We start from the raw sequence: 25,994 nt of genomic DNA, 5'->3' as shown, positions 1-25,994 counted from the left end.
AAAAACTATGAGATTACACTCTAAACTTTGCGTGGTAGCACTGACCTTAGTTGGCCTGATTGCTTGTAACGGAAAAAAAACAGATTCGAAAGTCCTTAAAGTAGGAATTGTCGCCGGTCCTGAACAAGAAATTGCTGAAACAGCAAAAAAAGTTGCTAAGGAGAAATTCAACCTTGATGTTGAATTGGTCTCTTTCAACGATTATGTAGTCCCCAATGAAGCTTTAAACCAAGGTGACATTGATATCAACTCGTTCCAACATTTACCTTATCTTCAAGAACAATCTCGACAACGGGGTTATAAATTAGCAGCCGTTGCCAATACTTTTGTATTTCCGATAGTTGCTTATTCTAAAAAAATAAAATCGATCAGTGAATTGCAACCAGGTGCTACTATTGTGATTCCCAATGATCCCACAAATGGAGGAAGATCACTGCTATTGCTTCAAAAAGAAGGATTGATCAAACTAAAAGACAACGTTGGTCTATTGCCCAAAAAGACAGATATCATCGATAATCCCAAGAAATTAAATATTATGGAGCTTGAAGCTCCTCAATTACCACGAGTTTTGGACGATAAGGAAGTGGTCATTGCGATCATTAACAATACTTTCGCTGCTCAAGCGGGGTTAAATCCTGAAAAAGAGGGTTTATTTGCAGAAGATAGCGAGTCGCCGTATGTCAATTTAATCGTATCCAGAGAGGACAATCGAAATGATGAACGCATCAAACAATTTATTGAGGCGTACCAGTCGCCTGAAGTAGAAGCAACTGCCAAAAGAGTCTTTAAAGGTGGTGCTATAAAGGGCTGGTAATCTTATTATAATTACTTTGTAATAAAGGCGATATTCTGAACGAGAATATCGCCTTTTATTTTTTTATCCCCGTTAGGTTTGCTTCCTTTGCAGCATGTTATCCAAATCTTTGCAAAAGACGGCTCTTGATTACCGTTTTCAGATTGCTAGCTATGTGATTTTAACTTTTTACGGATATTTCACAATTGGTCTTTCGCTAGCTGTACTTCCTATTTTCATCCATGAAACATTAGGATTCAATACCATTATTGCAGGTGCAGTCATTGGTTCTCAATATATCATGACCTTTTTTATGCGTGCCTACGCGGGGACGATCGTCGATAAAAAAGGTCCTAAGCCTGCTATTATCGCGAGTATGATCTGTTTTATGGTCACAGGGATCCTGTTATGGGCTGCATTTTCGACCAGCGCTACCCCATTACTTTCCATTAGCTTACTGGCTATTTCCAGATTATTAACAGGCTGTGGAGAAGGTATGGTTGGTGCAAGTCCGGTCAACTGGGCTATTTTGCGCGTAGGCGACCAACACACCGGTACCGCAATTTCTTACAATGGGATATCCAATTACAGCTCTATGGCTATAGGCGCTCCCTTAGGCGTCATTTTATCTCAGCACCTAGGCAATTGGTCAATCGCAGCATTTACCATCGTGGTGGGCTTTATAGGTCTTATTTCGACCATCAATAAAAAAGCACTGTATTCGCTATCCAATGAAGTAAGAAATTCATTTTTCTCTGTTTTTAAAGTCGTATCTCCCTTTGGAATAGGTCTTGCACTGGCAGGTATAGGTTTTGGAACAATCTCAACATTCATCACGTTGTACTACAATTATAAGGGATGGGAAAATGCCGCCATTTGCATTACGTGTTTTAGTACGATGTTTGTCTTAGGCCGTTTTGTGCTGACGGGAAGTATCAATAAAATTGGAGGCGTCAAAATAGCTTTATATTCGATGCTGATTGAAAGTGCTGGACTGTTGCTGATCGCCTTTGCTCCCTCACCGCTATTGACGATCATTGGTGCTTCTATTACTGGATTAGGATTTTCAATGGTATTTCCGGCATTGGGAGTTGAGGCTGTCAAAAGAGCATCCAGCGCAAATAAAGGTGCGGCTTTAGGGGCCTATGGACTATTTATTGATATTTCGCTGGGTGTATCAGGTCCGCTTATCGGCTTAGTGGCCAAGCAATTTGGCATGGACTTTATATTTCCATTCAGTCTATTTTTAGTAGTATTAGGGGTTATTGTCTGTCTTTTATTGATCAGATCAAAGGTAAAATCTCAATAAAAAAAACAGCCATCTATTTAAATTTAATAATTAAATAGATGGCGATAATAAATTGATTTACAAAGATCAAAAGATATCACGAACAGCTAGCTGCCCCTCAAAATACTGTTTTAATATCCGACCGTCTCCATGCAGTGTCCATACTTCCTGAGGTTTGACCTCTTTGATGAAAAATAGGATATCATTCCAGTCCACGTGATCAGAAATGTAGAGGGAAAGATCATTATGCTGCTGAAGTCTCTTCCATCCTGAAGCAAAAGCTCGAACGACTTTAGTAGCACGAATGTAACTATTGAATGTCATGGGCGGAACCATATAGACCTTATTGGGTTCTCCCACCTTCATCTCTCTTCTATTGTACTGCTCATAGGTAAGCTTTTTAAGGCCCATATCATCATAGATACGGTGAAGCGGCAGTATACCATGGTGCACCAATACTCTTCGGTCTGGGCAATGCTTATTGATCAAATCAGTTAAACGCTGGGCTTTCCCTAGTGAGTAAGTTCCCAGTAAGATATTAAAAGGTTGATCATTCAATTTTTTGATTTCATCAATCGGATCTGGATGAATGACTTCCGGATCTGCAAATGTACATTCTGTAATCAAAACATCTGCCTGAACAATTTCAATGCGCTCGCAGGTCTCGTCCTCCTGCAATTTATAATCACCTGTATATAGATACCGAACTCCTTTATATTCCATCAAGATCTGGGCAGATCCGAGTATATGTCCTGCGGGAATAAAAGTCAGTTGCACTGGACCAATCTGAAATGCATGCTGAAAATCTATTGTTCTATAGCTGGACTGCGGTTGTTGGGAATAACGGTATCGCATTATAGCGGCAGTAACTGCTGTACTGTAAATCGTTGTATGTCCAGGTCTTGCATGATCACCATGTCCATGAGACACAACATCTATAGAAACGGGCAGTAGGGCATCAATATAAAAATCTCCATATTGACAATAATAACCTTCTGGTTTTCGAACCAAAAAGTCTGATAATATATTTAACATAAAAAACTATTTCTGAAATCGATGGTGTAATGCCATCACTTGTGGAATTAATGCTTGTATTCCATCGTTAATAATCACAAAATCGGCTAATTTGGCCTTTTCTTCATCAGGTAGCTGATTGTTCATTCGTGCCAGCACCTGTTCTCTTGTGACTTGGTCTCTTGCCATAACTCGCGCTATACGTATTTCGACCGGAGCTGTCACCAAAATCGTATAATCCAATTTTTTGTACGATCCACTTTCAAATAGGATGGAAGCCTCTTTTAATGAATAAGGCGCTGTTTGGGCATCAGCCCAATCTTCTGCAGCTTGTATCACTGCGGGATGGACAATCGCGTTTAGTTTGGCCAATTGGTCAGCATCATTAAAGACTTGAGCAGCTAGAAATTCCCTATTCAATATCCCATTTTGATACGTCTGATCACCAAATGTGGCTATAATTGCTTGTCGAACCTGATCGCTCTTATTCATGATCAACTTTGCCTCTAGATCGGCATTGTAAATTGGCACGCCTAAAACTTTAAAAATATCACATACGATTGTTTTTCCAGACCCAATACCACCTGCTATTCCTACTTTAATTCCCATATTATTTACGCACAAAAAAATCAACATTTTGAGGCTCTACTCTTAGAATAGAACAAAAATCTGGCACCTTGGTCAAGATAACAGGTAAATATTTCACCTTAGCTCCTTCCCAATCATTGATATCGACCACAGCCTCAAAATCTCTTGCTGTATAATTATTATAGTCTTTGACAGACATGAGTACCGTAATGGCAACTTTACTTGGCATTGTTCTTACGGACTTAAAATGTGTATTATTTTCAACCTTCAGAGGCAATTCAATAATTTTTTCGGTCAGTTCACCCACTGGCATCAACACCTCCACAGAGGTCGGGTAGACATTGATATTTGCCTTTTGGTTCTTATTGAGATAAGCTACCGTGCGGAGATCAGTGAATACGTCCTTTCCTCTAATCGTATCCGTCTCCCAATATTCTATATTGGCAACATCTTCATAGGGTCCTGATATCGTGACATATTTGGGACTGACAAGAGTTTCACCGATAAATCCATATTGCTTTCTAAATTGAATATCTGCCATCGCTTTTACGGGAACCTTACGCTGCGTCTGCTTTGAAAAGTCAAAGTATAAGGTATCTGGACTGACGGAAACCACTAATTGTTCATGGGGGAATTGACGATTGATAAAGCCGATCTGGTTGGACAGCACAATCCAATTTTTATTCTTCAGGCCACTGATATCCACATGTACTGTTGGAACTTCAGATTTGACTTTAGAGAACAGCACCTGCCATCCCGTCATTTTCAACTTGATGTTGACCGTATCAGATTGTTGTGGATGAAAGGCACGTTTTTCAGGCAAGTTGACGTATTCTATTCCTGCTTTTACAGTAATGGTATATTCATTTGAAATTGAAAATAATAGCCAAGCAAATAAGGAAATAAGAACACACCGTGTAAATGTGATCAATTTTCTTTTCTGTGATTTACTGATGCGAATAATACTTGCCATATACAAACTTAATCATTTTGCCTTTCATATCCTGACGAAATAAATTGCAAATTGAAGCTCCTTAAATAAAGAAGCCGATCCTATTTTAATAAGATCGGCTTCCTTCAATTTCTATTGTATTATGCTTTAGCGTTCAATGCTTTTGAAGCATCTAATGCAACTGCTGACTTGTCAAAACGAATTTTAACACCAGAACCTACATCTACTAAAAATGTTGTTTCCGAAACCTCAACAATACGACCGTGAATACCCGCATTTGTGACGATTTGAGAATTAACACCTAATTCTTCAATATATTTCTTATGATCTTTTTGTTTCTTCATTTGAGGTCTAATCATAAAGAAATAAAAAACAACCACGATAAGTACCATCGGTAAGAAACTCATTAAACTACTTCCTGAGCCCGCTGCCTGTAAAAAAACTGTATTCATATGTTATCTGTTTTATATTTAATTATTTAGCCGCCAATACTTCGCCTTTTAATTGAACTGTTGTCAGTCCATTTGAAGCATTAGAGTGAATGGTTATGATTTTCTGTTGCTTCCCTACCTGACCTTCACTTTTGAAAGTGACTTTAATGTCTGATGTTTTACCCGGAAGAACAGGGTTTTTTGAAAACTCGGGCTGCGTACATCCACATGAAGCTCTTACTTCTGAAATGATCAAAGGTGCATTGCCCGTATTAGTCAGGGTGAAAACGTGCGTTACCTCTTCCCCTTCTTTGATCTGTCCAAACTCATGTACAGGTTCAGCAAATTCAATTGTTCCAATCGCAGCTGCAGCAGCTTCACGATTGGCAGCAGTATCTTCTGTCGTAACTGTTGGTTCTGCTGTTGTCTTTTCACTTTTAGTGTTGGAGCCACATGAACTCAACGTACAAATGCCTAATGCTAAAAGAAGTGAATAGTTCAATTTTTTCATAAATATCTTTCTAATTATTCAATCCACGACCTTGTTTTTGAATACGGCCATCTTGATTTAAATCACTTAAAATTTTATCTAAAATACCATTAATAAAGGTATTACTCTTAAGTGTACTGAAAACCTTTGAAATTTCAATATATTCATTAATCGTAACCTTTACTGGAATAGAAGGGAAATTCACCAATTCGCAAATAGCCATGCGCATCAATAGCGTATCAATTAAAGCGATACGGTCTGATTCCCAGTTTTTTGTCTTTTCGGTAATCATTTTTTGATATTCATTTGTGTTTCGGATTGTTTTTGCAATCAGATTCAAGATGAAATCTTTATCATCATACCAATTTTGTGTCAGCTCTGCTAGCTTATTTTGTCTAGGCTCTTCGGAGCTAAAATTTTTGAATGTTTTGGCAATCAACGCTTGCAAAACTTCTTTATCGACTGTCCAGTTGATAAATTTTTCTTCAAAAACCTGCTCGATAACCGGAGATTTCAAAATTATTTTTTTGAAAATAAATTTAATGATATCTTTTTCAACAGCGATTGAACGATCTGACGACTGCATATAATAAGCATAGTCTTCAGAATGTTTCAACTGAGCAAATACTGTACGAACAATTTCAGGATCAAAGTTCCAAGAAACACCGTATTTCTTTACTCCTTCTGCGTACTGTGGGTTTTGTCTTAAAGATTCGATAAACGTATTGCTACTTAGTTTTGTGTTATGCGATAAATCTTTTTCCGTTGGCAAAAATTTATTTGCACGACCTTCTGCATCTATTAATGCGTAATCAGCCACTTCATCTAGCAGATTTAATGTCCAAATGTACATTTCGTACACTTCATCCACATTTTGCAATAATGCCTTTTCAAAGGCTTTGATATCTTTATCTTCAGATAAACTGTACGCATAAAGCGTTTGCACTACTTTGACCCTTAGGTGTCTTCTATTTAACATAGTATTTTAAAGAACGATTTGTATATAAGAACGATTGTTTTTTTTGTTGTTTTCTCTATCTTTTGAGTTTTCGAATGTCAAAGATACGCTTTTCTGCGATTTGATTAGCAGCTTGGAATGAAGAAATATTTTCTTGCTTTGATTTTTGGAATACTTCGCGTGTTGCGTTGTAAATATTTTTGATAACAAATTCGGTATGATCAGCACCATATCCCTGTATTTCGGAATAACAGCTGACCAATGCTCCAGCGTTGATTAAATAATCTGGTGCATATAAAATGCCTCTTTCATGGAGAATATTACTTGTGATCAATTCTTCTTTCAATTGATTATTGGCAGCGCCTGCAATAATTTTGCATTGCATTTTAGCAGCGGTCTCGGGATTAACAGTACCTCCAAGTGCACATGGAGCATAGACATCACAATCAAAATCAAAAACTTTGTCAAATGCGATGGTTTCCACTTTATATTTAGCCGCAGTTTTTAACATTCGGTCTTCGGTAATATCACTCACATAGACACGTGAATTTTCGTCCCGCAACATCTCAATCAGACGCTCACCTACACTTCCAATGCCATGTACGATTACTTTGCGTCCTGCTAAACTATCGGAGCCATATAATTCTTTTAAAGAAGCTTTGATACCATAAAGTACACCTTGAGCTGCAAAAACTGAAGTATCACCACCTCCATTAATAGCTTTGGGAAGACCTGCGACGTGCGAAGTCTCAGCAAAGATATGCTCCAAATCACGTTGTCCAATACCCACATCGATCGAAGCAATGAAATTGCCACTGAGACCTTCAATAAATTGTCCGAGACGTCTTAATAATACTTCAGATTTATCGATACGGTGATTTCCCAGGATAACTGCACTTCCACCACCTAGGTTGAGACCTGTGATTGCTGATTTGTAAGTGATCGCTTTGGAAAGACGAAGAGCATCTTCGATTGCTTCTTCTGTACTGGAATAGGGCAACATTCGGACTCCGCCTATTGCTGGACCTAATGTGGTATCATGAATGGCAATAATTGCTTTCAAACCAACTACTTCATCATTACAAAAAAACAAATTCTGGTGACCAAATTGACCCAGTAATTCGAAAATTGGAGTTTGAGATGCTGACATAAAATTCTGCTTCAAGTTTTATTTATGGTAATTTGGAAACAAAAGTAGAAAATATATTTCACACTAAATTTTTCTTTCAAAATAAATACAAAACTTATGAATTGTTTGTGACAGTATAAGTTTGTAAAATACAAAATTTAATGCTGAATAAGTTTTACATTTGTATTATTATATGAAAGAGTTAGCTTATTTAAATAAATATTTTTACAAATACCGCTGGAAGTTGGTTCCAGGTGTTATTTTCGTTATCATCTCCAATTATTTTGGTATTCTTCCTGCTAAGGTAATACGCGAAGCCTTTGATTTAGTACAGGAGAACATTTATTTATATAAACTCTACAGTGGATTTGAAAGACAGGAGCTGATATACAAGGTTTTTGGATCGAGTTTACTTTTCTTCGGTGGAGTGGTCTTACTCCTATCCTTATTACGCGGCATTTTCCTCTTTATGATGCGTCAAACCATTATCTTGACTTCCAGACATATCGAGTATGATCTAAAAAATGAAATCTACCGCCATTACCAGAAGCTCGATTTTGCTTTTTTTAGAAGAAATAATACCGGCGACCTCATGAGCAGAGCGACAGAGGATGTCAATCAGGTACGCAATTATTTAGGCCCCGCGATCATGTATGCGATCAATACGGTTGTTCTTTCTATCATGGTCATCTATGCCATGTACGATGTCAATGCTCGCCTAGCAACATATGCGCTCATCCCGATCCCGATTCTCTCTGTTGTAATCTTGTTTGTCAATAAAATTATTAACAAAAGGAGTGAAAAAATTCAAAAACAATTGGCTCGTCTTGCTTCGTTTGTGCAGGAAAACTTTGCCGGTATCAGGGTGATCAAGACCTACAATCGAGAAAAATATAAAATGGATGCTTTTGAAGACGAGAGCACCATCTATCGCAATACAGCACTGTCGCTGGTAAAGGTGCAAGCTGTTTTTTTTCCTTTGATCTTATTGCTTATAGGTCTAAGTACCATTATCACCATTTATGTGGGTGGCTTGGAAGTCGCGAAAGGTACCATCACAGCTGGAAATATCGCCGAGTTTATTATTTATGTCAATCAATTGACTTTCCCTGCCATGTCTCTGGCTTGGGTTACTTCTTTGGTACAGCGGGCTTCGGCTTCGCAAAAGCGAATCAATGAATTTTTGAATACCAACTCACCTATTATCAATGGCACGACGAAAAAAACACTCAGCGGAGACCTTAAAGTCGAACATATATCATTCACCTATCCTGAAACAGGTATTCAGGCGATCAAAGATCTATCGTTTCATATCCCTGCAGGTCAAACCTTAGCAATCATTGGTAAAACGGGCTCCGGCAAATCGACCTTAGCAAACTTATTGTTGAGGATGTTTGATATTGAAAAAGGCAGTATCAAGTATGATGATGTATCCATTAAGGACTTAGATTATCAAGATCTGAGACAGCAAACGGGGTTTGTACCTCAGGAGGTCTTTTTATTTTCCGACACGATTAGTAATAATATCGCATTTGGACTGGATCATTTTACACAGCAACAAGTTGAGCAAGCGGCGAAGGATGCTGCTGTGTACGAGAATATAATAGGCTTTGATCAAGGTTTTGAAACTTCTGTTGGCGAACGTGGTATTACCTTATCTGGTGGTCAGAAACAGCGGGTGTCTATCGCGCGTGCTTTAATTAAAGAACCTAAAATCTTAATATTCGACGATTGTTTATCAGCCGTCGATACCAAGACTGAAGAACAGATACTCACATCGCTAAGCCGTATCATGAAGGGCAAGACCTGTGTTTTTATCGCGCATCGTGTATCCACAATCAAGAATGCGGATAAAATCATCGTCTTAGATCAGGGAAAAATTGCGGAAGAAGGATCACATGAAGAACTGATGAACTTAAAAGGTCAATATTTTGAATTGCATGAAAAGCAACTTCTGGAAGCAATTTAAGCGCTTCTAAAGTGGTTTTTGCTCAGGCAATTGGACCATAAAAAACGCCCTTCCATATCATGTTGAAGGGCGTTTTATTTTTTAATACCTGATGTTCACCGAAGGAAAAGACAGTCAATTACCCACAGGCTACAGATGCTCAGCAACTTTACAATTACATGTGCACACAAAGCGTAGGTAAGCTCGTCATTTACATGGATGAATCAAAACTTAAGTCCTGCTTAAAAATAGTGCTCAATGCCTTATAAAGTTCAGGATGATGGCTTTTTAAACGATCTGGGTTCTCAAAAAAATACTCCGAAACCACAGCAAAAAATTCAGCTCGATTGGTAATACCATATGGATTGATATCCGATTTGCCATCTTGAATTTTCAAAATTTCTTTTCGTATCATTTCCAACCACGCTAAGGTATAAGTATGATCAACTAAAAATTCGGGTAGACCATCCACCTCACCATCTGTCTTATCCAATAAATGAACGAATTCATGGATAGCGGTATTTTGCCCATCTTTTGTATTAAGAAAACCTGCTTCCAGTGCAGCCTTGGATAAAATCATTTGACCATTCATAGAACCCTCTCCCACCATACCTAAAATTCTTCTTTCCTCATTGCCTTCAAACTGATATTCTTGATTAAAGGTATTGGGATAGAGCAGCACAGTCGTTAGATTGGCATACTCCCATTTCTTAAATGCAAAAACAGGTATGATCGCACTCGCGGCAACTAACATATAATCTTTTAATGAAACTTCGACACCCACACCTTCAACACTGACCTGATCTAAAAAACGTAAACAGCGTTCTTCAAATTCGATTTTATCCGCATCATCGAGATGTTGATAGTATTGTACTTCTTTCAATAAAATAGCTTTTCCCTCTTTACTTAAAACTCGTCTGATGGCTTTACTATTTTTGTGCGTTTTATTTAACAAATAATAAACTAGATAAATAACAGCTGGTACCAATATGATGATAAACAATTTCTCCATATATTTTATTTTACAATTTTCCAATTTGGATCACGCTCTTGCAGATGCTTTAAGAATCCTTTATAGTGCGCGGCCCCAAACATAATCAGAATTTTCTTTTGTGCAGCATCTGCAACTAAAGCTGCTAAATTTTCTTCTCTTCTTTTCATAATGAATTGACGATCAAAAATCCTTTTTAATTTTCCTTTTGCAGCTTTACAGCTGTAGGGTTCATGGAGAGGCGTCTTCCAATCGCATGGCTCCAAAACAATATCTCCGTACGTATATTCAAATTCATCAAGTAGGACATTTTTGGGTATATCGGCTACCACAGCGGTATTATAGTCTACTTTAAAAAACGAATACTCCGGTTGCTGAATGATTCTACTTCCAAGATTTTTATACATAGGGGCCATCAATACTTTGGTTGTATCAGATGTCTTTTCATAGGTTTTGGTACTACCGACTGTATGGCCAACTAATTTTCTAAACTTGCGATCATACAGATCCCGTTGCTGTGCACTATCCACTTGATAAGCGATACTTTCATAAAACACCACAAAACCTTGCTGTTGGAGCGAATCAACTTGACGTTGGATATAATCGTAATAATTACGCTTACCGAGATGACGCATGGGTATATAAATAATCTCCCGATCACCATTTTTCAAATGGTGTACCCGAGCTGCATTCTGCAAAACTCCCGTGGATTGTACCACTAAAGATTCGGCACAGGAAGTGAAAAGAAATAAAAAAGCGATCAGAATAAAATAGTTACGCATACACACAAAAAAACAAATTTAAATAATGAAACTACTTGAACAATTATCATGCAGTCTTTATTAGTAGGCATAAAAAAAACAGTAACCAAATTGATTACTGTTTTTTTATATAACAGTTTGTATCCTACGACACATGTGCACGTAACATCCACGCTAGTTTTTCATGCTGCGCCAGTACGCCTACTAAAAAATCTTCAGTTGCTTGATCACCTGCTTTCTCCACCGCATCCAAGTTTCCTCTTATACTCATGATAATAGACTCATGGTCTGACAACAATTCCTTAAAAAAACCTTTACTATCTGTATGCTCATACTTTGTTTCAGTCAAGTGCGTTAATTCTAAATATTTAGCATATGATCCTACAGCATAGTGTCCGAGTTGACGGATACGCTCAGCGACTTCGTCAATAATCCCAGCTAACTGATCGTATTGAGACTCTAAAAATAAATGTGCTGCATGAAAATCTGGTCCTTCGACATTCCAATGTGCGTTTCTTGTTTTTTGATATACTACACTCTCATCAGCCAATAGATTATTCAAAATAGCGGATACTTTAGCTAAGTCTGCTTCTTTAATACCAATTTTTGCTTTCATAATGAATTATTTTACTATTTACTTTAATAATTAAAATTATCGTTATTTCATATACAATATTAATAAAATACTGGGTTAAAGTCCATGAATTAAGCATTTATATTGTCATAAAAATAACATCATTTTTGTACTTTTGCCTTTATAATGAGAACAACAATAATGATGGATAATTGTTTGAGCAAGGATATATACTTTCATGAATTTGATGAAGAGATCAATGCGATACCCTTGCCTACCCATTTCACTTTTCCTTTCTGCTACGAACCACATTTATTGGCAAAAAAGGCAAGTGAATATGTTCAGCAATATATTCTCACGCAGCAGGAATGGATCCACAACTTTGGTTTGGAACCTAAAATGGAAGGACAAGCTATTGGAAAGATGTTTGGTGTTTTAGTTGTTCAGGATCAGAATAAAAAAATTGGTTTTTTAGCTGGATTTTCGGGAAAATTGGCCGGAAAAAACGACCATCGCTATTTTGTTCCTCCGGTATTTGATATGCTGACTGAAAATTCATTTTTTCTGTTAGAAGAAGATCATTTAAATGACCTCAATAAACAAATAGCTGTATTGGAAGGGAGTGAAAAGGGCATTGAACTCAAACGTGCACTTGAGGAAACTAAAATCAACCTCGACCAGCAATTAATACAATTTAAGGAAAAGCTAAAAACTCAAAAGAAAGAAAGAAAACTTCTTCGAGATCATTCAAAATCGGTTCTATCTGCAGCCTCATACGCATTACTTGAGCAAGATCTGATTAAACAGAGCTTACGAGACAAGTATGAACTCCATGTTTTCCAGAAGCAGTATCAACTGGATATGGCTGCTGCTGAACAGCCTTTACAAGATTACATTGATACCATCGCAGATCTAAAAGAAGAACGTAGAAAACGTTCTTCTCGACTCCAAAATCAATTATTCGCCCAGTATAATTTTCTAAATGCAAATGGCGAAAGTAAAAATGTCATGGACATTTTTAAGGCTTTTAATAAGTTACAGCCACCTGCAGGATCGGGAGAATGTGCTGCCCCAAAATTACTACAATATGCTTATTTAAATCAGTATAAACCGATCGCACTTGCGGAATTCTGGTGGGGCCAATCTCCTTCGGCTGAGGTACGTAGGCATTTACACTATTACCCTGCTTGTCGAAATAAATGTGAACCCATACTTGGATATATGCTACAGGGATTAGTTGTGGATAAAAATCCAATGCTTGAAAACCCAGATGAAAATATAGCGCTTCCTATTATTTATGAAGATGAAAGTTTGGTGATCATCAACAAGCCTGAGGAGTTCTTATCCGTCCCGGGTATCCATGTCCAAGATTCGGTCTACACCCGCATGCTCAAAAAATATCCAGATGCTGGACCGTTAATCGTGCATCGATTGGATATGTCGACATCGGGAATTCTTGTTTTAGCAAAAAATAAAGAGGCGCATAAGATCATACAAAGCCAGTTTATCAACCACACCATCGTCAAACAATATATTGCCTTACTAGACGGCATTATCACCGAAGATGCTGGTATGATATCATTGCCTATACGCGTAGATTTAGACGATAGGCCCCGGCAGCTAGTCTGCTATGAACATGGAAAAAAAGCAGTTACAAGATGGGAGAAAATTGCTGTTGTAGCCGGCAAAACAAAGGTGCGGTATTTTCCGCTCACAGGACGTACGCATCAGCTCCGCCTCCACTCTGCACACCCCAGCGGTATGAATTGCCCCATCGTAGGGGATGATCTTTATGGTCAAAAGGCGAATCGCTTGCACCTACATGCTGCATACATCGCATTCAATCATCCCGTCACGAATGAACGCATTCATTTCTACGTAGAACCAAATTTTTAAAATATCAAACAATTCAACTGACCTTTTTGTTACAATAGTCAAATAAAACAGATATATTCATCTTTAAATTCATCATAAAGAAGTAAAATTACAGTCAATTTATTCTGACAATAAAACAAATTGGCTGAATTTCAATTTGTTAGAAAGTTATCTATAAAAAATAGTCTTGTTAAAAAATTGCAAATGTTTTATTAATTCTTAATTTTTTATTTCTTTTGCATACAACTTATTAGAACATTTAAGTTAAAAAGTCAGAAATTAAGATTGTGTCATAACACGTATTCATAATTTGTGATATCATTAATGTAAAATTATGGAATACCAACGGAGTACCAGCGCAATTACAAAAATACTATTTTTACTTGTTACAGTTATGTTTCTGAGTATAACTGTTGCATTAGGGCAGCTTAAAACTGTACAGGGTATTGTCAAGGATAGTAAAACGAAAGAACCTATAGCTTATGCAACAGTAGCGGTTGTTGGAGCTCCCTCTTCGCCAGGTAGTGCGATGTCTACTCAAGAATCTGGTCGCTTTACTTTAAAATTCCCAATGAGTTACACAAAAATCCGTGTATCGAGCATTGGTTACGACTATAAAGATGTATTTGTGACAAACGACGAGACGCAGCAGATTGAAATATTGATGGAAGCGCAAGACAATACGCTTGATGAGGTCGTTGTCAGAGCAAAAAAGAGAAAATATACAAATAAGGAAAATCCTGCTGTCGCCCTTATCCGCAAGGTAATCGAAAATAAAAACAAAAATAGATTGACAGGACAAGAGTTTGCACAGTATGATCAATATGAAAAAATTTCTTTAGGTCTCAGCAACTTATCTGAAAAATTTGTAAATAAAAAAATATTTAAAAATTATCAGTTCCTTTTTGAACTGGATGATTCTGCAAAAACAGCGAATAAATACTTATTGCCAGCCTTCATGGAAGAGAAACTATCAAAAGTTTACTTTCGTAAAGATCCCAAAAAGACAAAACAATATATAGTTGGTGAACAGCGCGCGCAGTTTGACCCCAAATTTATAGACAATGATGGTCTTAGTGCTTATTTCAATAAATTATACGAATCAGTTGATATTTACGATAACAATATCACGCTGGTGACTAATCAATTTTTAAGTCCTATTGCCAATTCCTCGCCGACCTTCTATAAGTTTTTTATCACGGATACGATCAAAACGCAACAGCCTTGGTTAGTCGAGCTTAGTTTTTTCCCTAGGAATAAAGCTGATATGCTCTTCAAAGGACAACTGTATATCACCTTAGATGGCAATTATGCTGTGCAAGGAGCTAATATGACTGTCCCAGATGATATAAACCTAAACTTTGTTCGAGATATGAATATTGAGCTTAAGTTTGATCAAGATGAAAGCAAAAGATTTTATTTGAGCCAAAGTACATTGGGCATTGACTTTTCCTTAACAGATAAAGGAACAGGTATACGCGGTAATCGGACGGTGAATTATAAAAATTACAAAACAGGAATCGCACAGCCCGATAGTATTTATAGCGGTCCAGAAACGGTAATTGCCTATAATATATCCGACGGAAAGGGTACACGCAAATTATTTGATGCGCAACGCCAGATACCTTTGACTAAAAATGAGCTCAATATTTATCACAATATCGACACCCTGCAACAGATTCCTTCTTTCAAAACCTTTATGGATATTGCAGCTTTAGTTTTTTCAGGATACAAACAAGCTGGACCTGTGGAGATAGGACCTGTGAATACATTTTATAGTTTCAATCCGGTTGAGGGATTTAGACTGCGTGTCGGTGGCCGAACAACAGAATCTTTCAGTAAAAGATTTTATGCCGAATCGTATGCAGCCTATGGTTTTAAAGATGAGAAATGGAAATACTTTCTAAGTGGCACTTATGCATTCAACAATAAATCTGTCTATTCTTTTCCTCAACATTATATCAGAGCTTCTTTCCAGCGGGATACAAAGATTCCGGGGCAAGCCTTAGAATTTATTCAAGAGGACAACTTTTTGCTATCCTTTAAAAGAGGCGATAATGAAAACTATATCTATAATGATGTATATCGTATCGATTATAGAAAAGAATTTGAAAATCGTTTAAGTGTTGGATTAGGCTTCAACGCAACAAAACAATCACCAGCAGGAACATTAAGATATCAGATCATTGATCAAGATGGACAGACAAAAGTATTCAACGAGATCAACTCAACAGAGTTATCGTTAAACGTGCGCTATGCTCCTCATGAACAGTTTTATCAAGGCAAGTTATACCGTACGCCTATTTTCAATAAGTACCCGATATTCAATTTCAATTATACAGCGGGACTTAAAGATGTGTTTAAAGGGGAATACAGTTACCACAACTTTAACGTTGGTGCTTTCAAAAGATTTTATTTAAGTCAATTTGGTTATGCAGATGTAGACGTAGCAGGTACTTATATTGTTGGAAAGGGAATTCCTTTTCCATTCTTAACCATACATCGCGCCAACCAGACGTATGCTTATCAGTTGAACTCTTACAACTTAATGAACTTTTTGGAATTTGTGAGTGATCATCATGTGTCTGCAAATGTTCAATATTATATGAATGGATTCTTATTGAATAAAATTCCAGTGATTAAAAAATTGAAACTTCGTGAAGTGTTTAGTTTCAAAGCAGTTTACGGGGGGTTGCGGGAGGAGAACAATCCAGATCATTCGGATCAGGTATTTGACTTCCAAAAGAATGCAAACAATGAGCAGTCATCGTATACTTTTGGAACTGAACCTTACATGGAAGCAAGTGCAGGATTATCCAATATTTTTAAAATATTGCGTGTTGATTATGTTCGAAGATTAAATTATCTAAATCATCCAGGTGCTCCTAAGTCAGGTATTAGGGCGCGTATTAAATTTGATTTCTAAAAAACAAAAAGAGGCTTTCTAAATTAGAAAGCCTCTTTTTTTAAACTTACGCTATTTACCCTGCAAAGCTGCAATAAATGGAGCGCGGAATTTAGGATCTTTTTCCTGAAACTCTACTGATTTCTTGTACGTATCAACATTAAAAAACATCTCCGCCGGCTCTCCTGATTTTTGATCTAAAAAGAGTTTAAAACTATACGTCGCTGTTTTATCAAGATCAACATTTACTTTATTGGAAGAGAATACAGTGGGTACTAATGTGGTGTTTGAAAACGAGCCTGAGGCAGGTATTTCATAAATCGTACCCAAAGCTTTAATAAAATTGTCACTTTCTGCACCTATTGAAGAAATTTTAATTTTTCCTTTTGTGAATCCTACATCATCACTGGGCTGATCATTTATAATTCCCGCAGGGATCAAATTAACGACTTCGACCTTGAATCCAACAGTATCACCCTTAAAAACACTTCGAGCAGTGTAAATACGGCTGGAGTCCGTTTTTACATCATCCACAATACGTAAGAAAAGATGCTTATTATTGGTCACAGGACCATCTATAGTAAGATCTACTATCGGAGTATTATTCTTTTTTGATTGATCACCTCCCTGTTGATTTTGATTCGTGTTACCACATGCTGTTGCAAATGCTAACGCAGACAGAACAGCAATTTGATTTATTTTTCTCATCGTTTTCAGTAATTATGTTTATCAGTAAAAATCGTTTACTAAAATTAGCGATTTTTACTGATAAACATATAAAATAGCAGGTTTGTTTTTACTTAATTAAAGCATCATACAAAATTTCCACAGGATGATAAGAATGGCGCCCTACTCCATCTTTTATCTGGTGCCGACAAGATGTACCAGCTGCCGCAATCCAGGTAGTCGTATCGGTATTGCGTATGGTAGGCAGTAGGACCAATTCTGCAACTTTCATCGAGATTTCATAATGTTCTTTTTCGTACCCAAATGAACCCGCCATACCGCAACAGCCAGAAGGGATGACCTCAACTTTATAATTCATGGGAAATGACAAGACCTTTTCGGTTGTTTCAACCAAATGAAATGCCTTTTGATAGCAATGACCATGAAGCTTGATGATCTTATTCTCAGCACTGAACTGCTCTTTATGAATACGTCCAGCCTGAATCTCTTTTAATAAGAACTCATCAAACATCAGTGCATTTTTTGCAAGTCTTGCCGCATCTTCGTATAATTCAGGTTCAACCAAAGCAAGATATTCATCTCTAAAGGTAATAATACCCGAAGGTTCTATTCCTAATAAAGGGGTCTCTTCAGTAATCAGATCTTTCAAAAAATTAATATTTTTATTCGCTATCTTTTTTGCTTCTTTGACCAATCCTTTTGAAAGATATGTCCTGCCGCTTTGAATATGCTTCGGGATGATCACTTCATACCCCAATGCGGTAAGCAATTTGTAAGCGGTCATACCAATTTCTGCATCGTTGTATTCGGTAAATTCATCAGCAAATAAATACACCTTTCGTTTTAAATGGGTATGCTCAGGTTGCTTTTTCACCCATTGTGACAATGTAGTACCAGCGACCAACGGTAGTGATCTCTTCGGGGCAAAACCAATGGTTTTTTTTACAAGGCCCGCTAAAAAGTCATTTTTGACAACAAAGTTGTATAATGGCGCTACCAGTGATCCTAATTTCTGTGACTCTGTAAAATTTGCAATCACTCTCGCTCGAAAAGGAACACCATGTTCATCGTAATAGTGCTGCAAAAATTCAGCTTTCATCTTAGCGACATCAACACTAGAAGGGCATTCGGTTTTACAGCCTTTACAAGATAGGCACAAGTCCATGACTTCTTTTAATTCTTCATGGTCAAAACGATTGTCTTTGGTTGAGTTTGTCAAAAACTGACGCAGCATATTGGCACGTGCACGTGTCGTATCTTTTTCATCACGTGTGGCCATAAAAGAAGGACACATCGTTCCTCCCGTGATCTCTGTCTTTCGGCAGTCCCCAGAGCCAGAACATTTTTCTGCCAGACGCAGGATACTCTCCTCTTTTGAAAAATCAAAATAAGTCTTAATCTGTGTTGTATTCTTATTATTATCGTAGCGAAGATAGGTATCCATTGGTGGCGTATTCACGATTTTATGAGCATTGAAAACCCCTTTAGGATCAAAAATCTCCTTCACTTCCTCGATCAGGCTGTACACTTTTTTTCCTAAAACTTTCTCAATAAATTCGCCCCTCAATCGACCGTCACCATGCTCACCACTTAAAGAACCATTGTATTTGAGAACTAGATCTGTTGTTTTCTCTAAAATGGAACGAAAAGTTTTGATACCTTCCTCTGTTTTTAGATTGACAAAAGGTTCAATATGGAGCTCCCCCGCTCCGGCATGGGCATAATAAGAGGCATGGACTCCTTCTGCAATCAATAAATCTTGAATATCGGCCACATATGCAGGTAAGTCTTCGGGAGAAACGGCACAATCTTCAATTAAATTGACGGGCTGACTATCTCCAGGAAGGTTACGGATCAAGCCCAATCCAGCTTTACGGACATCCCAAACCAAATTAGTTTGATCTCCGGTGATGTAGGGATATGCATAACCCAATTGCTTTTCCATCAACTCCGCTTTTAATGCCATCGCCTTAGCTTCCACTTCTTCTGGAGTATCTCCTCTAAACTCGACAATAAGTAAAGCTTTGGGATCACCTTCAATAAAAAAGCGATTGTATTGATAAGTTGGGTGCCCAACTGTAAAATCCATGATGTACTTATCGACAAGTTCCGAAGCTTCGGGATAATGTGACAAAGCGATCACATTTCCTTTCATACACGCGATCATATCTTCAAAGTGAATACAAAGAAGACCTAATTCTTTAGGCGGTAATGGCAATAATTGCAGTTTAGCTTCCGTGACTATAGCGAGTGTACCTTCCGAACCGGCGAGCAATCGGCACATATTAAACGGTACCGTTTTATTAGATAGCATATCCAATGCATATCCGGTATTACGTCTTGTGATCGAGCGTTTCGGATATCCTTGTGCTATCGCCTGTATATTTTCTTCTTCCGTCAATAAGGCATTCAGTCTACGATAGATTGATCCTTCCCTATCCTTCTGAATTAATTTCTTGAAATAAGAAGCTTCATCCAAAGCTTCAAATACGACCTCCGACTGATCGTCCAATATCACGTCTGCCGACACTAAATTTTGTCTCGTATCGCCCCATACGATAGAATGTAACCCTGAAGAATTATTGCCAATCATACCACCAATCATCGCTCTACTTGCTGTTGAAGTCTCTGGACCAAACATAAAACCAAACGGTTTGAGATAATGATTAAGATCATCACGAATCACGCCAGGCTGAACCCTCACCCACCGTTCTGCGACATTAAGTTCAAGGATCTTGTTAAAGTGTTTGGAGATATCCATAACAATACCATTTCCAACAACCTGACCAGCCAAAGAGGTGCCTGCTGTCCTTGGAATAATCGTGATGCCGTTTGCAGAAGCAAACTGGAGTAAAATTTTAATGTCTTCGGTATTTTTCGGTATCGCGACAGCTAGTGGCAATTCCTGATAGACGGACGCATCCGTAGAATAGGCAATGCGGATCGTATGGTGATATGCAGAATCATCATAGTACAAGTCTCCTGTCAAAGATTGCGATAATTGATCTAAAGAAATATTTTCCTTCACAGTTGGTATAATTTATATAAACAAAGCTAACTATTTTAAGTAATCAAAAGAATTGATCTTGCAAGAAAATGAAAAAACAATATGAAACACGCATAAAAACGCAATCATAATGTTTTTTGATTCTACAAATAAGATGTACTTTTGCAAAAAAACATATTAAGATGCGTAAAACACTGATGCGATATAGCCTACACTCCGACTTCATCATCTATTTGATCCGTATTTTGATTGGTTTTTCTATTGGCTACTTCTTGTATATCAGCTTTCCTGAATATTCGGCCATATGGACCTTAATTTCCATTGTATTAGTTATATCTCCAGATGATACCGAAGCCACTAAGATTGCTTTTGATAGAACAAAGTCCAATTTTATAGGTTCAGCCACGGGTATACTTTTTTACTTTACCAATCTTCCTCAGATGTGGTCCATGCTTTTGGGGGTGATTACATCTGTCGCGATCTGCAGACTCTTTAATATCTTAAGTGTAGCACGTACAGCGATGGTGGCTATGATTATTGTTGTGGTTCATGAGCATCAGTTAAAATCGTACATTGCGGCCCTCGATCGCTTTGCCTGTGTCACTATCGGTTGTGTGGTAGGCTTGCTCGTCACCCTGAGTACGAGTTATATGATTAAGATATTACGGGAAAAATATTCCATGGAAACCTTTGGCGAATAATGTTCGATGAGATAGCATAATTGCCAAAGATAATTCAAATTAAACATAATCATCTACAAAACAACGTGTTACAATAATAAGTTAGTCCTCCAGCTACCAAAATAGGCTATTTACAAACCAATAGAAAAGATCTTAAATAGAATTATATTCTGATTTTTATCAAATTATTTGAATATAATTCGAAATATACTTACCTTTGCACTCGATATGACAAAAGTAGAATATAATTTAGATCATGTAGATTACAAAATCTTGCGTTTAATGCAGGACAATGCCCGTATCAACAACGCCGATATTGCAAGAGAGCTCAGTATGGCTCCTTCTGCAATTTTAGAGCGTGTTAAAAAATTAGAGCAGAAAAATGTAATCTTACAATATAATGCTAAAATAAATCCAGCGGCAATCGATCAAAAACTATTATCGTTTATATTTATCAAAGCGAACGATATCATTGGAGAGCAGAAAGTTGGGATTCTTCTAGCCGAGATACCTGAAGTGCAGGAAGTCCACGATATCGCTGGAGACGATGGTTACCTGATCAAAGTTAGAACAGCTGATTCTACTGCTTTAGTCGATCTGATGCGTAATACATTGGGTAAAATTGAAGGAATCATTTCAACGCGTACCACCATTGTCTTACAAACAGTAAAAGAAGAACAACAGTTAGTTATACCGGAATAATTTAGGAAAGGAATTTAGAGATGTTAAATAATAAAGTACAGCAAGCAAGCCCTTTCATGGTCATACTCGCATATGCTGTGGTGTATATTGTATGGGGGTCAACTTTTTTCTTTATTGAAAAGGCGCTTCACAGTTTCCCACCATTCATTTTAGGCTCATTTAGGTTTATTACAGCAAGCATATTGTTGATGGGGTATTGTGTATTGAAAGGTTATAAAATATTCAACAAAAGAGCGATCCGCGATTCTATTGTTGTTGGATTTTTACTCTTGTTTATTGATATGGGTGGCCTTATCTGGGCTGAGCAATACGTCTCGGGTGGTGTAGCGGCAATTATTGCGGCAGCGGCTGCAATTTGGTTTGTTATTTTGGATAAACCAAAATGGAAAGAAAATTTTAGCAGCCAATCGACCATTGCGGGTTTGATCTTAGGTTTTTGCGGTGTTATTTTACTCTTTGTAGAGCAGATCATTGCCAGCAAATCATCAGCCAATAAAGAAATAACCGTTATTGCCTTAGTGATTATGGTGCTCGGTTCGATCGCTTGGACGGCAGGTTCTTTATACTCTAAATACCAAAAGAAAAGCCAAAAAGAAGAACAAGAGGATCTACATGTTTCCGTAAAGACGGCATGGCAGATGATTACAGCAGGGGTGCTATTTACAGTTGTAGCTAGCTTAAACGGTGAATTTGCCCGTTTCAGCTTTCAACAGGTCACTCCTATCGATTGGTTCAATATATCGTACTTAATTGTGTTTGGATCGATCTTGGCATTTAGTTCTTACATCTGGTTGCTATCGGTAAGACCTGCGACCGAAGTGAGTACCTATGCATATGTCAATCCTATTGTTGCATTAGTACTAAGTTACTTTTTCAGTAGCCATGCGGTTACTTCGACACAGGTCATAGGTTTGGTGATCATATTGGTTTCCGTTCTGTTGATGAACTGGAAATTATATAAGAACAATAAAATGGTCGCAAAAATCACGAAAACGACAATTGCAGATCGTAGAAAATCGATACGATTGAGAAATCAAAGAGATGCAGTGATCAGAAAAGATATTAAAAAAACAGAAGTTGCCAATTAAAAAAACGCCTTCTTTTGCATACTCATAATAAAAGCTTAACAAAATGTTAGGCTTTTATTATCTACATTTGTACCGAAAACACTTATTACATGATGAAACGAACTTTACATCAACTTCAATATGTAGCCCTCGGGTTTTTAGCTATCCTACTGAGCACATCTTGCAGCAAAAAATTAAGTCCTATCCAAAAGGACTTCAAACAATACGAAATCAATAAAAACACCGTTGATGACAGCACGATCGTAGCGATTTATACGCCCTACAAAAAGCAGATGCAGGCAGAGATGAATCGGATCATTGGATTTTCCGAAGTTGCATTGACAAAAGAAAAAGCTCCTGAAACTTTAATGGGAAATTTCTTTACTCAAGCATTACTAGTGGCTAGTGCAAAAGTTAACAATCAAGCAGACATCGCATTTGCTACTAAAGGAGGCATTCGTAACGAAATAAAGGCTGGAGATATTACCATTGAAAGTGTATTTGAGGTCATGCCTTTTGAAAATCAATTGACCGTAATGGAACTCAATGGAGAACAGATTCAGCAACTGGCCAATTTCATTGCTGCAACTGGTGGACAGCCGGTCACCGGTATAACGTTATCCATACAGGACAAAAAGCCAGTAAATATTCAGGTGCAAGGAAAAGATCTGGATCTTCATAAAATCTATAAAGTCGTTACTTATGATTATTTAGCCAATGGAGGTGACAATTTAGATTTATTTACCCATGCACTTAAAAGAACAGACTACCCACAAAAAGTGAGAGAAAGTCTAATGGAGTATATCGCTAGCTTTACTAAAAAAGGTCAAAAAATTAATATGCAATTAGATGGAAGAGTTAAAGTCATTAAATAGAAGAAGCTTTCTGAAAACAGCAGCTGGTCTTTCCGCTGTTGCCACCTTGGGTGGTTTGCCACTGACCTCGCTTGCAGGTTCTAAAAAAATAAAATTGACCATTCTACATACCAATGATGTGCATAGTAGAATAGAACCGTTTCCAATGGATGGCGGAAGATATCAGGGTCTAGCAGGAGTTGCACGCAGAAGCACACTTATCAAAAAAGTCAGAGCTGAGGAAGCTCATGTCTTATTGCTGGATGCTGGCGATATGTTTCAAGGTACCCCCTATTTCAACTTATTTGGTGGAAAATTAGAACTTGACCTCATGACTAAATTAGGGTATGATGCGGGTACTTTTGGTAATCATGAATTTGATAATGGTTTAAACGGACTGGTCAAATATCTGGACCATGCTAAATTTCCTTTCTTAACGGCAAACTATGACTTTACGGGTACTGTTTTGGAAGGGAAAACTAAAGATTATACGCTATTTAAGAAAGCAGGTGTCAAAATAGGTGTATTTGGTCTTGGTGTGGATATTGAAGGACTGGTCGATCCCAACAATTTCAAAGGGATGAAATATCTCGATCCGATAGCCGTTGCCAATCGGGTGGTCAAAGAGCTTAAGGAAAAGCATAAATGTGATCTGGTTATCTGTTTATCGCACTTGGGCTACCAGTATGAGAGTGATAAGGTATCGGATCTGGTGCTAGCAGCTCAAACAAGCGATATTGATGTGATCATTGGTGGGCATACGCATACCTTCTTGAAAGAACCTACTTTTGTAACCAACTTAAAGGGAACAAAAACAGCGGTCAATCAGGTTGGCTTTGCAGGTATCAACTTGGGACGAATCGATATTATTTTTGAACCTTCGACGGGCAAAAAGAACCTCATCGCTTCCACGTATGAAGTCAATGATACGATAGCAGCATCACAATTGGTATAACATAACTATTTTTTAAACTAGCCAAAGGGATACGTTGTATTCTTTTGGCTTTTTACATATTCAATTGAAAAAACTTTTATCTATATACATCGGATCCTTTAAAGGACTATCCCGCTCCGCATGGCTGCTCGCCATCGTGATGTTGATCAATAGAATGGGAAGTATGGTGATCCCATTTTTAGGGATCTATATGACCCAAGCTCTTCATTTTAATATCAAACAAGTGGGTCTTGTGCTGATGTGTTTCGGTTTTGGATCTGTGTGTGGCTCTTATGTGGGCGGCTGGCTCACAGATCGATTTGGTAGCTTCAAAGTCCAACTGTTCAGTTTAACCTTAGCAGCTCCTTTGTTTCTGATCACACCCTATTTTAAAACTGTAGAGTCCTTAGGCATCATGATTTTTGTATTGAGTGCCGTCTTTGATGCGTTTAGGCCTGCCAACTCAGTTTCTGTAGCCAGTTATGCTAAACCCGAAAATATAACGCGAGCGTTCTCTTTAAATCGATTGGCCGTTAACCTTGGCTTTTCGATCGGTCCTGCTGTAGGAGGTTTTTTGGCAGGTATATCTTTTGATTGGATATTCTATGGAAATGCCATGGCAGCAGCGGCGGCGGCTATTGTATTTTTCCTCTTCTTTTATAAGAAAGAAAAAAACAACCTAAAGGCTTTGAGAGCTGCACCGATCACGACTACATCACACAATAAAAAAGAACGAAACCCTTATCAAGATGGGCCCTTTATTATCTTCAATATCTTGTGCTGTATATTTTCGTTATGCTTTTTCCAACTGATATCCACTCTTCCTATCTTCTATCGTGAAGTCCATCACCTCAATGAACATGAGATCGGATTTTTGATGGGATGGAGCGGTTTGATTATCGTATTATTGGAGATGTTTATCGTACATATTGCAGAACACAAATTAACGATTACCAAAACATTAGTTATCGGGACACTTTTTTGTTCCATTTCTTATGCCATGTTCAATATACATGCTGGGTTATTCATGCTTTATGTTACATTCTTTGTATTTGGCATCGGTGAAATGCTGACCTTGCCTTTTATGGCGACAGCCACTATCAATCGATCAACACCCAAAACGCAGGGTGCTTACATGGGATTCAATTCATTGGCTTTCTCTGCTGCAAATATTTTTTCGCCGCTCTTAGGAACCAATATTGTAGGCTCTTTTGGCTTCACAACCCTTTGGTGGGCTACCTCAGCAGTACTAGCCTGTACTGCAGCTGGATTCTTCTTTATTTTAAAACGTATGTAAAAAAGATCTATATAAAAACAAGAAAGGCTGATATCCTAGGATATCAGCCTTTCTTGTTTTTATATACAA

General features: G+C 37.7%; 23 protein-coding genes. 11 read left to right on the top strand and 12 right to left on the bottom strand.

The genetic code is table 11. From position 1 onward, the window contains the following. Window positions 1-7: 7 nt before the first annotated feature. The gene (gene metQ / locus B3P23_RS15200; RefSeq protein WP_045756076.1) at window positions 8-814 is read left to right on the top strand and encodes a methionine ABC transporter substrate-binding lipoprotein MetQ; all 807 of its coding nucleotides are present in this window, start codon (window positions 8-10) and stop codon (window positions 812-814) included. Between the two features lie 94 nt (window positions 815-908). After that, window positions 909-2,102 carry an MFS transporter gene (locus tag B3P23_RS15195; protein WP_094773340.1) on the top strand — a complete coding sequence of 398 codons (1,194 nt, stop codon included), beginning with the start codon at window positions 909-911 and terminating at the stop codon, window positions 2,100-2,102. Window positions 2,103-2,168: 66 nt separating this feature from the next. Here B3P23_RS15195 and B3P23_RS15190 read toward each other — a convergent pair whose 3' ends face one another. The 7 genes from B3P23_RS15190 to B3P23_RS15160 form a co-directional block, all read right to left on the bottom strand. Further along, the gene (locus tag B3P23_RS15190; RefSeq protein WP_260948974.1) at window positions 2,169-3,116 is read right to left on the bottom strand and encodes an MBL fold metallo-hydrolase; all 948 of its coding nucleotides are present in this window, start codon (window positions 3,114-3,116) and stop codon (window positions 2,169-2,171) included. A 6-nt stretch (window positions 3,117-3,122) separates the two neighbouring features. Further along, window positions 3,123-3,704, bottom strand: coding sequence for a dephospho-CoA kinase (coaE, locus tag B3P23_RS15185; RefSeq protein WP_293927672.1), 582 nt, complete (start codon window positions 3,702-3,704; stop codon window positions 3,123-3,125). A 1-nt stretch (window position 3,705) separates the two neighbouring features. Continuing rightward, the gene (locus tag B3P23_RS15180) at window positions 3,706-4,656 is read right to left on the bottom strand and encodes a hypothetical protein (protein ID WP_045755838.1); all 951 of its coding nucleotides are present in this window, start codon (window positions 4,654-4,656) and stop codon (window positions 3,706-3,708) included. 119 nt (window positions 4,657-4,775) lie between these two features. Continuing rightward, complete coding sequence (yajC, locus tag B3P23_RS15175) at window positions 4,776-5,087, bottom strand: preprotein translocase subunit YajC (protein ID WP_045755837.1); 312 nt, start codon at window positions 5,085-5,087, stop codon at window positions 4,776-4,778. A gap of 22 nt (window positions 5,088-5,109) precedes the next feature. Next, on the bottom strand, window positions 5,110-5,577 hold the full coding sequence (locus B3P23_RS15170; RefSeq protein WP_248753288.1) for a DUF1573 domain-containing protein: 468 nt from the start codon (window positions 5,575-5,577) through the stop codon (window positions 5,110-5,112). Between the two features lie 10 nt (window positions 5,578-5,587). Continuing rightward, window positions 5,588-6,535 carry a transcription antitermination factor NusB gene (gene nusB, locus B3P23_RS15165; RefSeq protein WP_045755835.1) on the bottom strand — a complete coding sequence of 316 codons (948 nt, stop codon included), beginning with the start codon at window positions 6,533-6,535 and terminating at the stop codon, window positions 5,588-5,590. Window positions 6,536-6,590: 55 nt separating this feature from the next. Then, window positions 6,591-7,664 (bottom strand): Glu/Leu/Phe/Val family dehydrogenase, encoded by a 1,074-nt coding sequence (locus tag B3P23_RS15160; protein WP_094773338.1) that lies wholly within the window; start codon window positions 7,662-7,664, stop codon window positions 6,591-6,593. Between the two features lie 172 nt (window positions 7,665-7,836). On the opposite strand from B3P23_RS15160, the gene B3P23_RS15155 reads away from it, so the two are divergent. After that, window positions 7,837-9,612: an ABC transporter ATP-binding protein gene (locus B3P23_RS15155; protein ID WP_094773337.1), complete on the top strand. Its 1,776-nt coding sequence runs from the start codon at window positions 7,837-7,839 to the stop codon at window positions 9,610-9,612. A gap of 190 nt (window positions 9,613-9,802) precedes the next feature. On the opposite strand, the gene B3P23_RS15150 is transcribed toward B3P23_RS15155, so the two are convergent. From B3P23_RS15150 to B3P23_RS15140, 3 genes are all read right to left on the bottom strand, one after another. Further along, window positions 9,803-10,603 (bottom strand): zinc-dependent peptidase, encoded by an 801-nt coding sequence (locus B3P23_RS15150; RefSeq protein ID WP_094773404.1) that lies wholly within the window; start codon window positions 10,601-10,603, stop codon window positions 9,803-9,805. A gap of 5 nt (window positions 10,604-10,608) precedes the next feature. Continuing rightward, window positions 10,609-11,364 (bottom strand): hypothetical protein, encoded by a 756-nt coding sequence (locus tag B3P23_RS15145; protein ID WP_045755832.1) that lies wholly within the window; start codon window positions 11,362-11,364, stop codon window positions 10,609-10,611. Window positions 11,365-11,488: 124 nt separating this feature from the next. Beyond that, on the bottom strand, window positions 11,489-11,959 hold the full coding sequence (locus B3P23_RS15140; RefSeq protein WP_293927664.1) for a Dps family protein: 471 nt from the start codon (window positions 11,957-11,959) through the stop codon (window positions 11,489-11,491). A 159-nt stretch (window positions 11,960-12,118) separates the two neighbouring features. Between B3P23_RS15140 and B3P23_RS15135 the strand changes: the two genes are divergently transcribed. Both B3P23_RS15135 and B3P23_RS15130 read left to right on the top strand, forming a co-directional pair. Further along, complete coding sequence (locus B3P23_RS15135) at window positions 12,119-13,813, top strand: RluA family pseudouridine synthase (RefSeq protein WP_293927661.1); 1,695 nt, start codon at window positions 12,119-12,121, stop codon at window positions 13,811-13,813. A gap of 313 nt (window positions 13,814-14,126) precedes the next feature. Then, window positions 14,127-16,718 (top strand): DUF5686 and carboxypeptidase-like regulatory domain-containing protein, encoded by a 2,592-nt coding sequence (locus B3P23_RS15130; RefSeq protein WP_293927658.1) that lies wholly within the window; start codon window positions 14,127-14,129, stop codon window positions 16,716-16,718. A gap of 51 nt (window positions 16,719-16,769) precedes the next feature. Here the strand turns inward: B3P23_RS15130 and B3P23_RS15125 are convergent, their stop codons facing one another. After that, the gene (locus B3P23_RS15125; RefSeq protein ID WP_045755829.1) at window positions 16,770-17,405 is read right to left on the bottom strand and encodes a hypothetical protein; all 636 of its coding nucleotides are present in this window, start codon (window positions 17,403-17,405) and stop codon (window positions 16,770-16,772) included. An 88-nt stretch (window positions 17,406-17,493) separates the two neighbouring features. Then, window positions 17,494-20,412: an FAD-binding and (Fe-S)-binding domain-containing protein gene (locus tag B3P23_RS15120; protein ID WP_293927654.1), complete on the bottom strand. Its 2,919-nt coding sequence runs from the start codon at window positions 20,410-20,412 to the stop codon at window positions 17,494-17,496. A gap of 161 nt (window positions 20,413-20,573) precedes the next feature. On the opposite strand from B3P23_RS15120, the gene B3P23_RS15115 reads away from it, so the two are divergent. The 6 genes from B3P23_RS15115 to B3P23_RS15090 all read left to right on the top strand — a co-directional run bounded on the left by B3P23_RS15115 (window position 20,574) and on the right by B3P23_RS15090 (window position 25,925). Then, window positions 20,574-21,092, top strand: a complete 519-nt coding sequence (locus tag B3P23_RS15115; RefSeq protein ID WP_045755827.1) for an FUSC family protein — start codon at window positions 20,574-20,576, stop codon at window positions 21,090-21,092. A 207-nt stretch (window positions 21,093-21,299) separates the two neighbouring features. Further along, on the top strand, window positions 21,300-21,773 hold the full coding sequence (locus tag B3P23_RS15110) for an Lrp/AsnC family transcriptional regulator (protein WP_045755826.1): 474 nt from the start codon (window positions 21,300-21,302) through the stop codon (window positions 21,771-21,773). A 20-nt stretch (window positions 21,774-21,793) separates the two neighbouring features. Next, complete coding sequence (locus B3P23_RS15105) at window positions 21,794-22,861, top strand: EamA family transporter (RefSeq protein ID WP_293927650.1); 1,068 nt, start codon at window positions 21,794-21,796, stop codon at window positions 22,859-22,861. An 89-nt stretch (window positions 22,862-22,950) separates the two neighbouring features. Then, window positions 22,951-23,715: a 5'-nucleotidase C-terminal domain-containing protein gene (locus B3P23_RS15100; RefSeq protein ID WP_293927648.1), complete on the top strand. Its 765-nt coding sequence runs from the start codon at window positions 22,951-22,953 to the stop codon at window positions 23,713-23,715. Beyond that, window positions 23,690-24,649, top strand: coding sequence for a metallophosphoesterase (locus B3P23_RS15095; RefSeq protein WP_293927645.1), 960 nt, complete (start codon window positions 23,690-23,692; stop codon window positions 24,647-24,649). The genes B3P23_RS15100 and B3P23_RS15095 overlap by 26 nt, the downstream gene beginning before the upstream one ends. 64 nt (window positions 24,650-24,713) lie before the next feature. After that, entirely contained in the window at window positions 24,714-25,925 is a 1,212-nt protein-coding gene (locus tag B3P23_RS15090) for an MFS transporter (protein WP_094773401.1), read from the top strand. Window positions 25,926-25,994 lie beyond the last annotated feature (69 nt).

This window comes from Sphingobacterium sp. UBA6320 (assembly GCF_002440335.1).
Taxonomy (GTDB): Bacteria; Bacteroidota; Bacteroidia; order Sphingobacteriales; family Sphingobacteriaceae; genus Sphingobacterium.
This window is presented reverse-complemented; position numbering and strand designations above follow the sequence as displayed.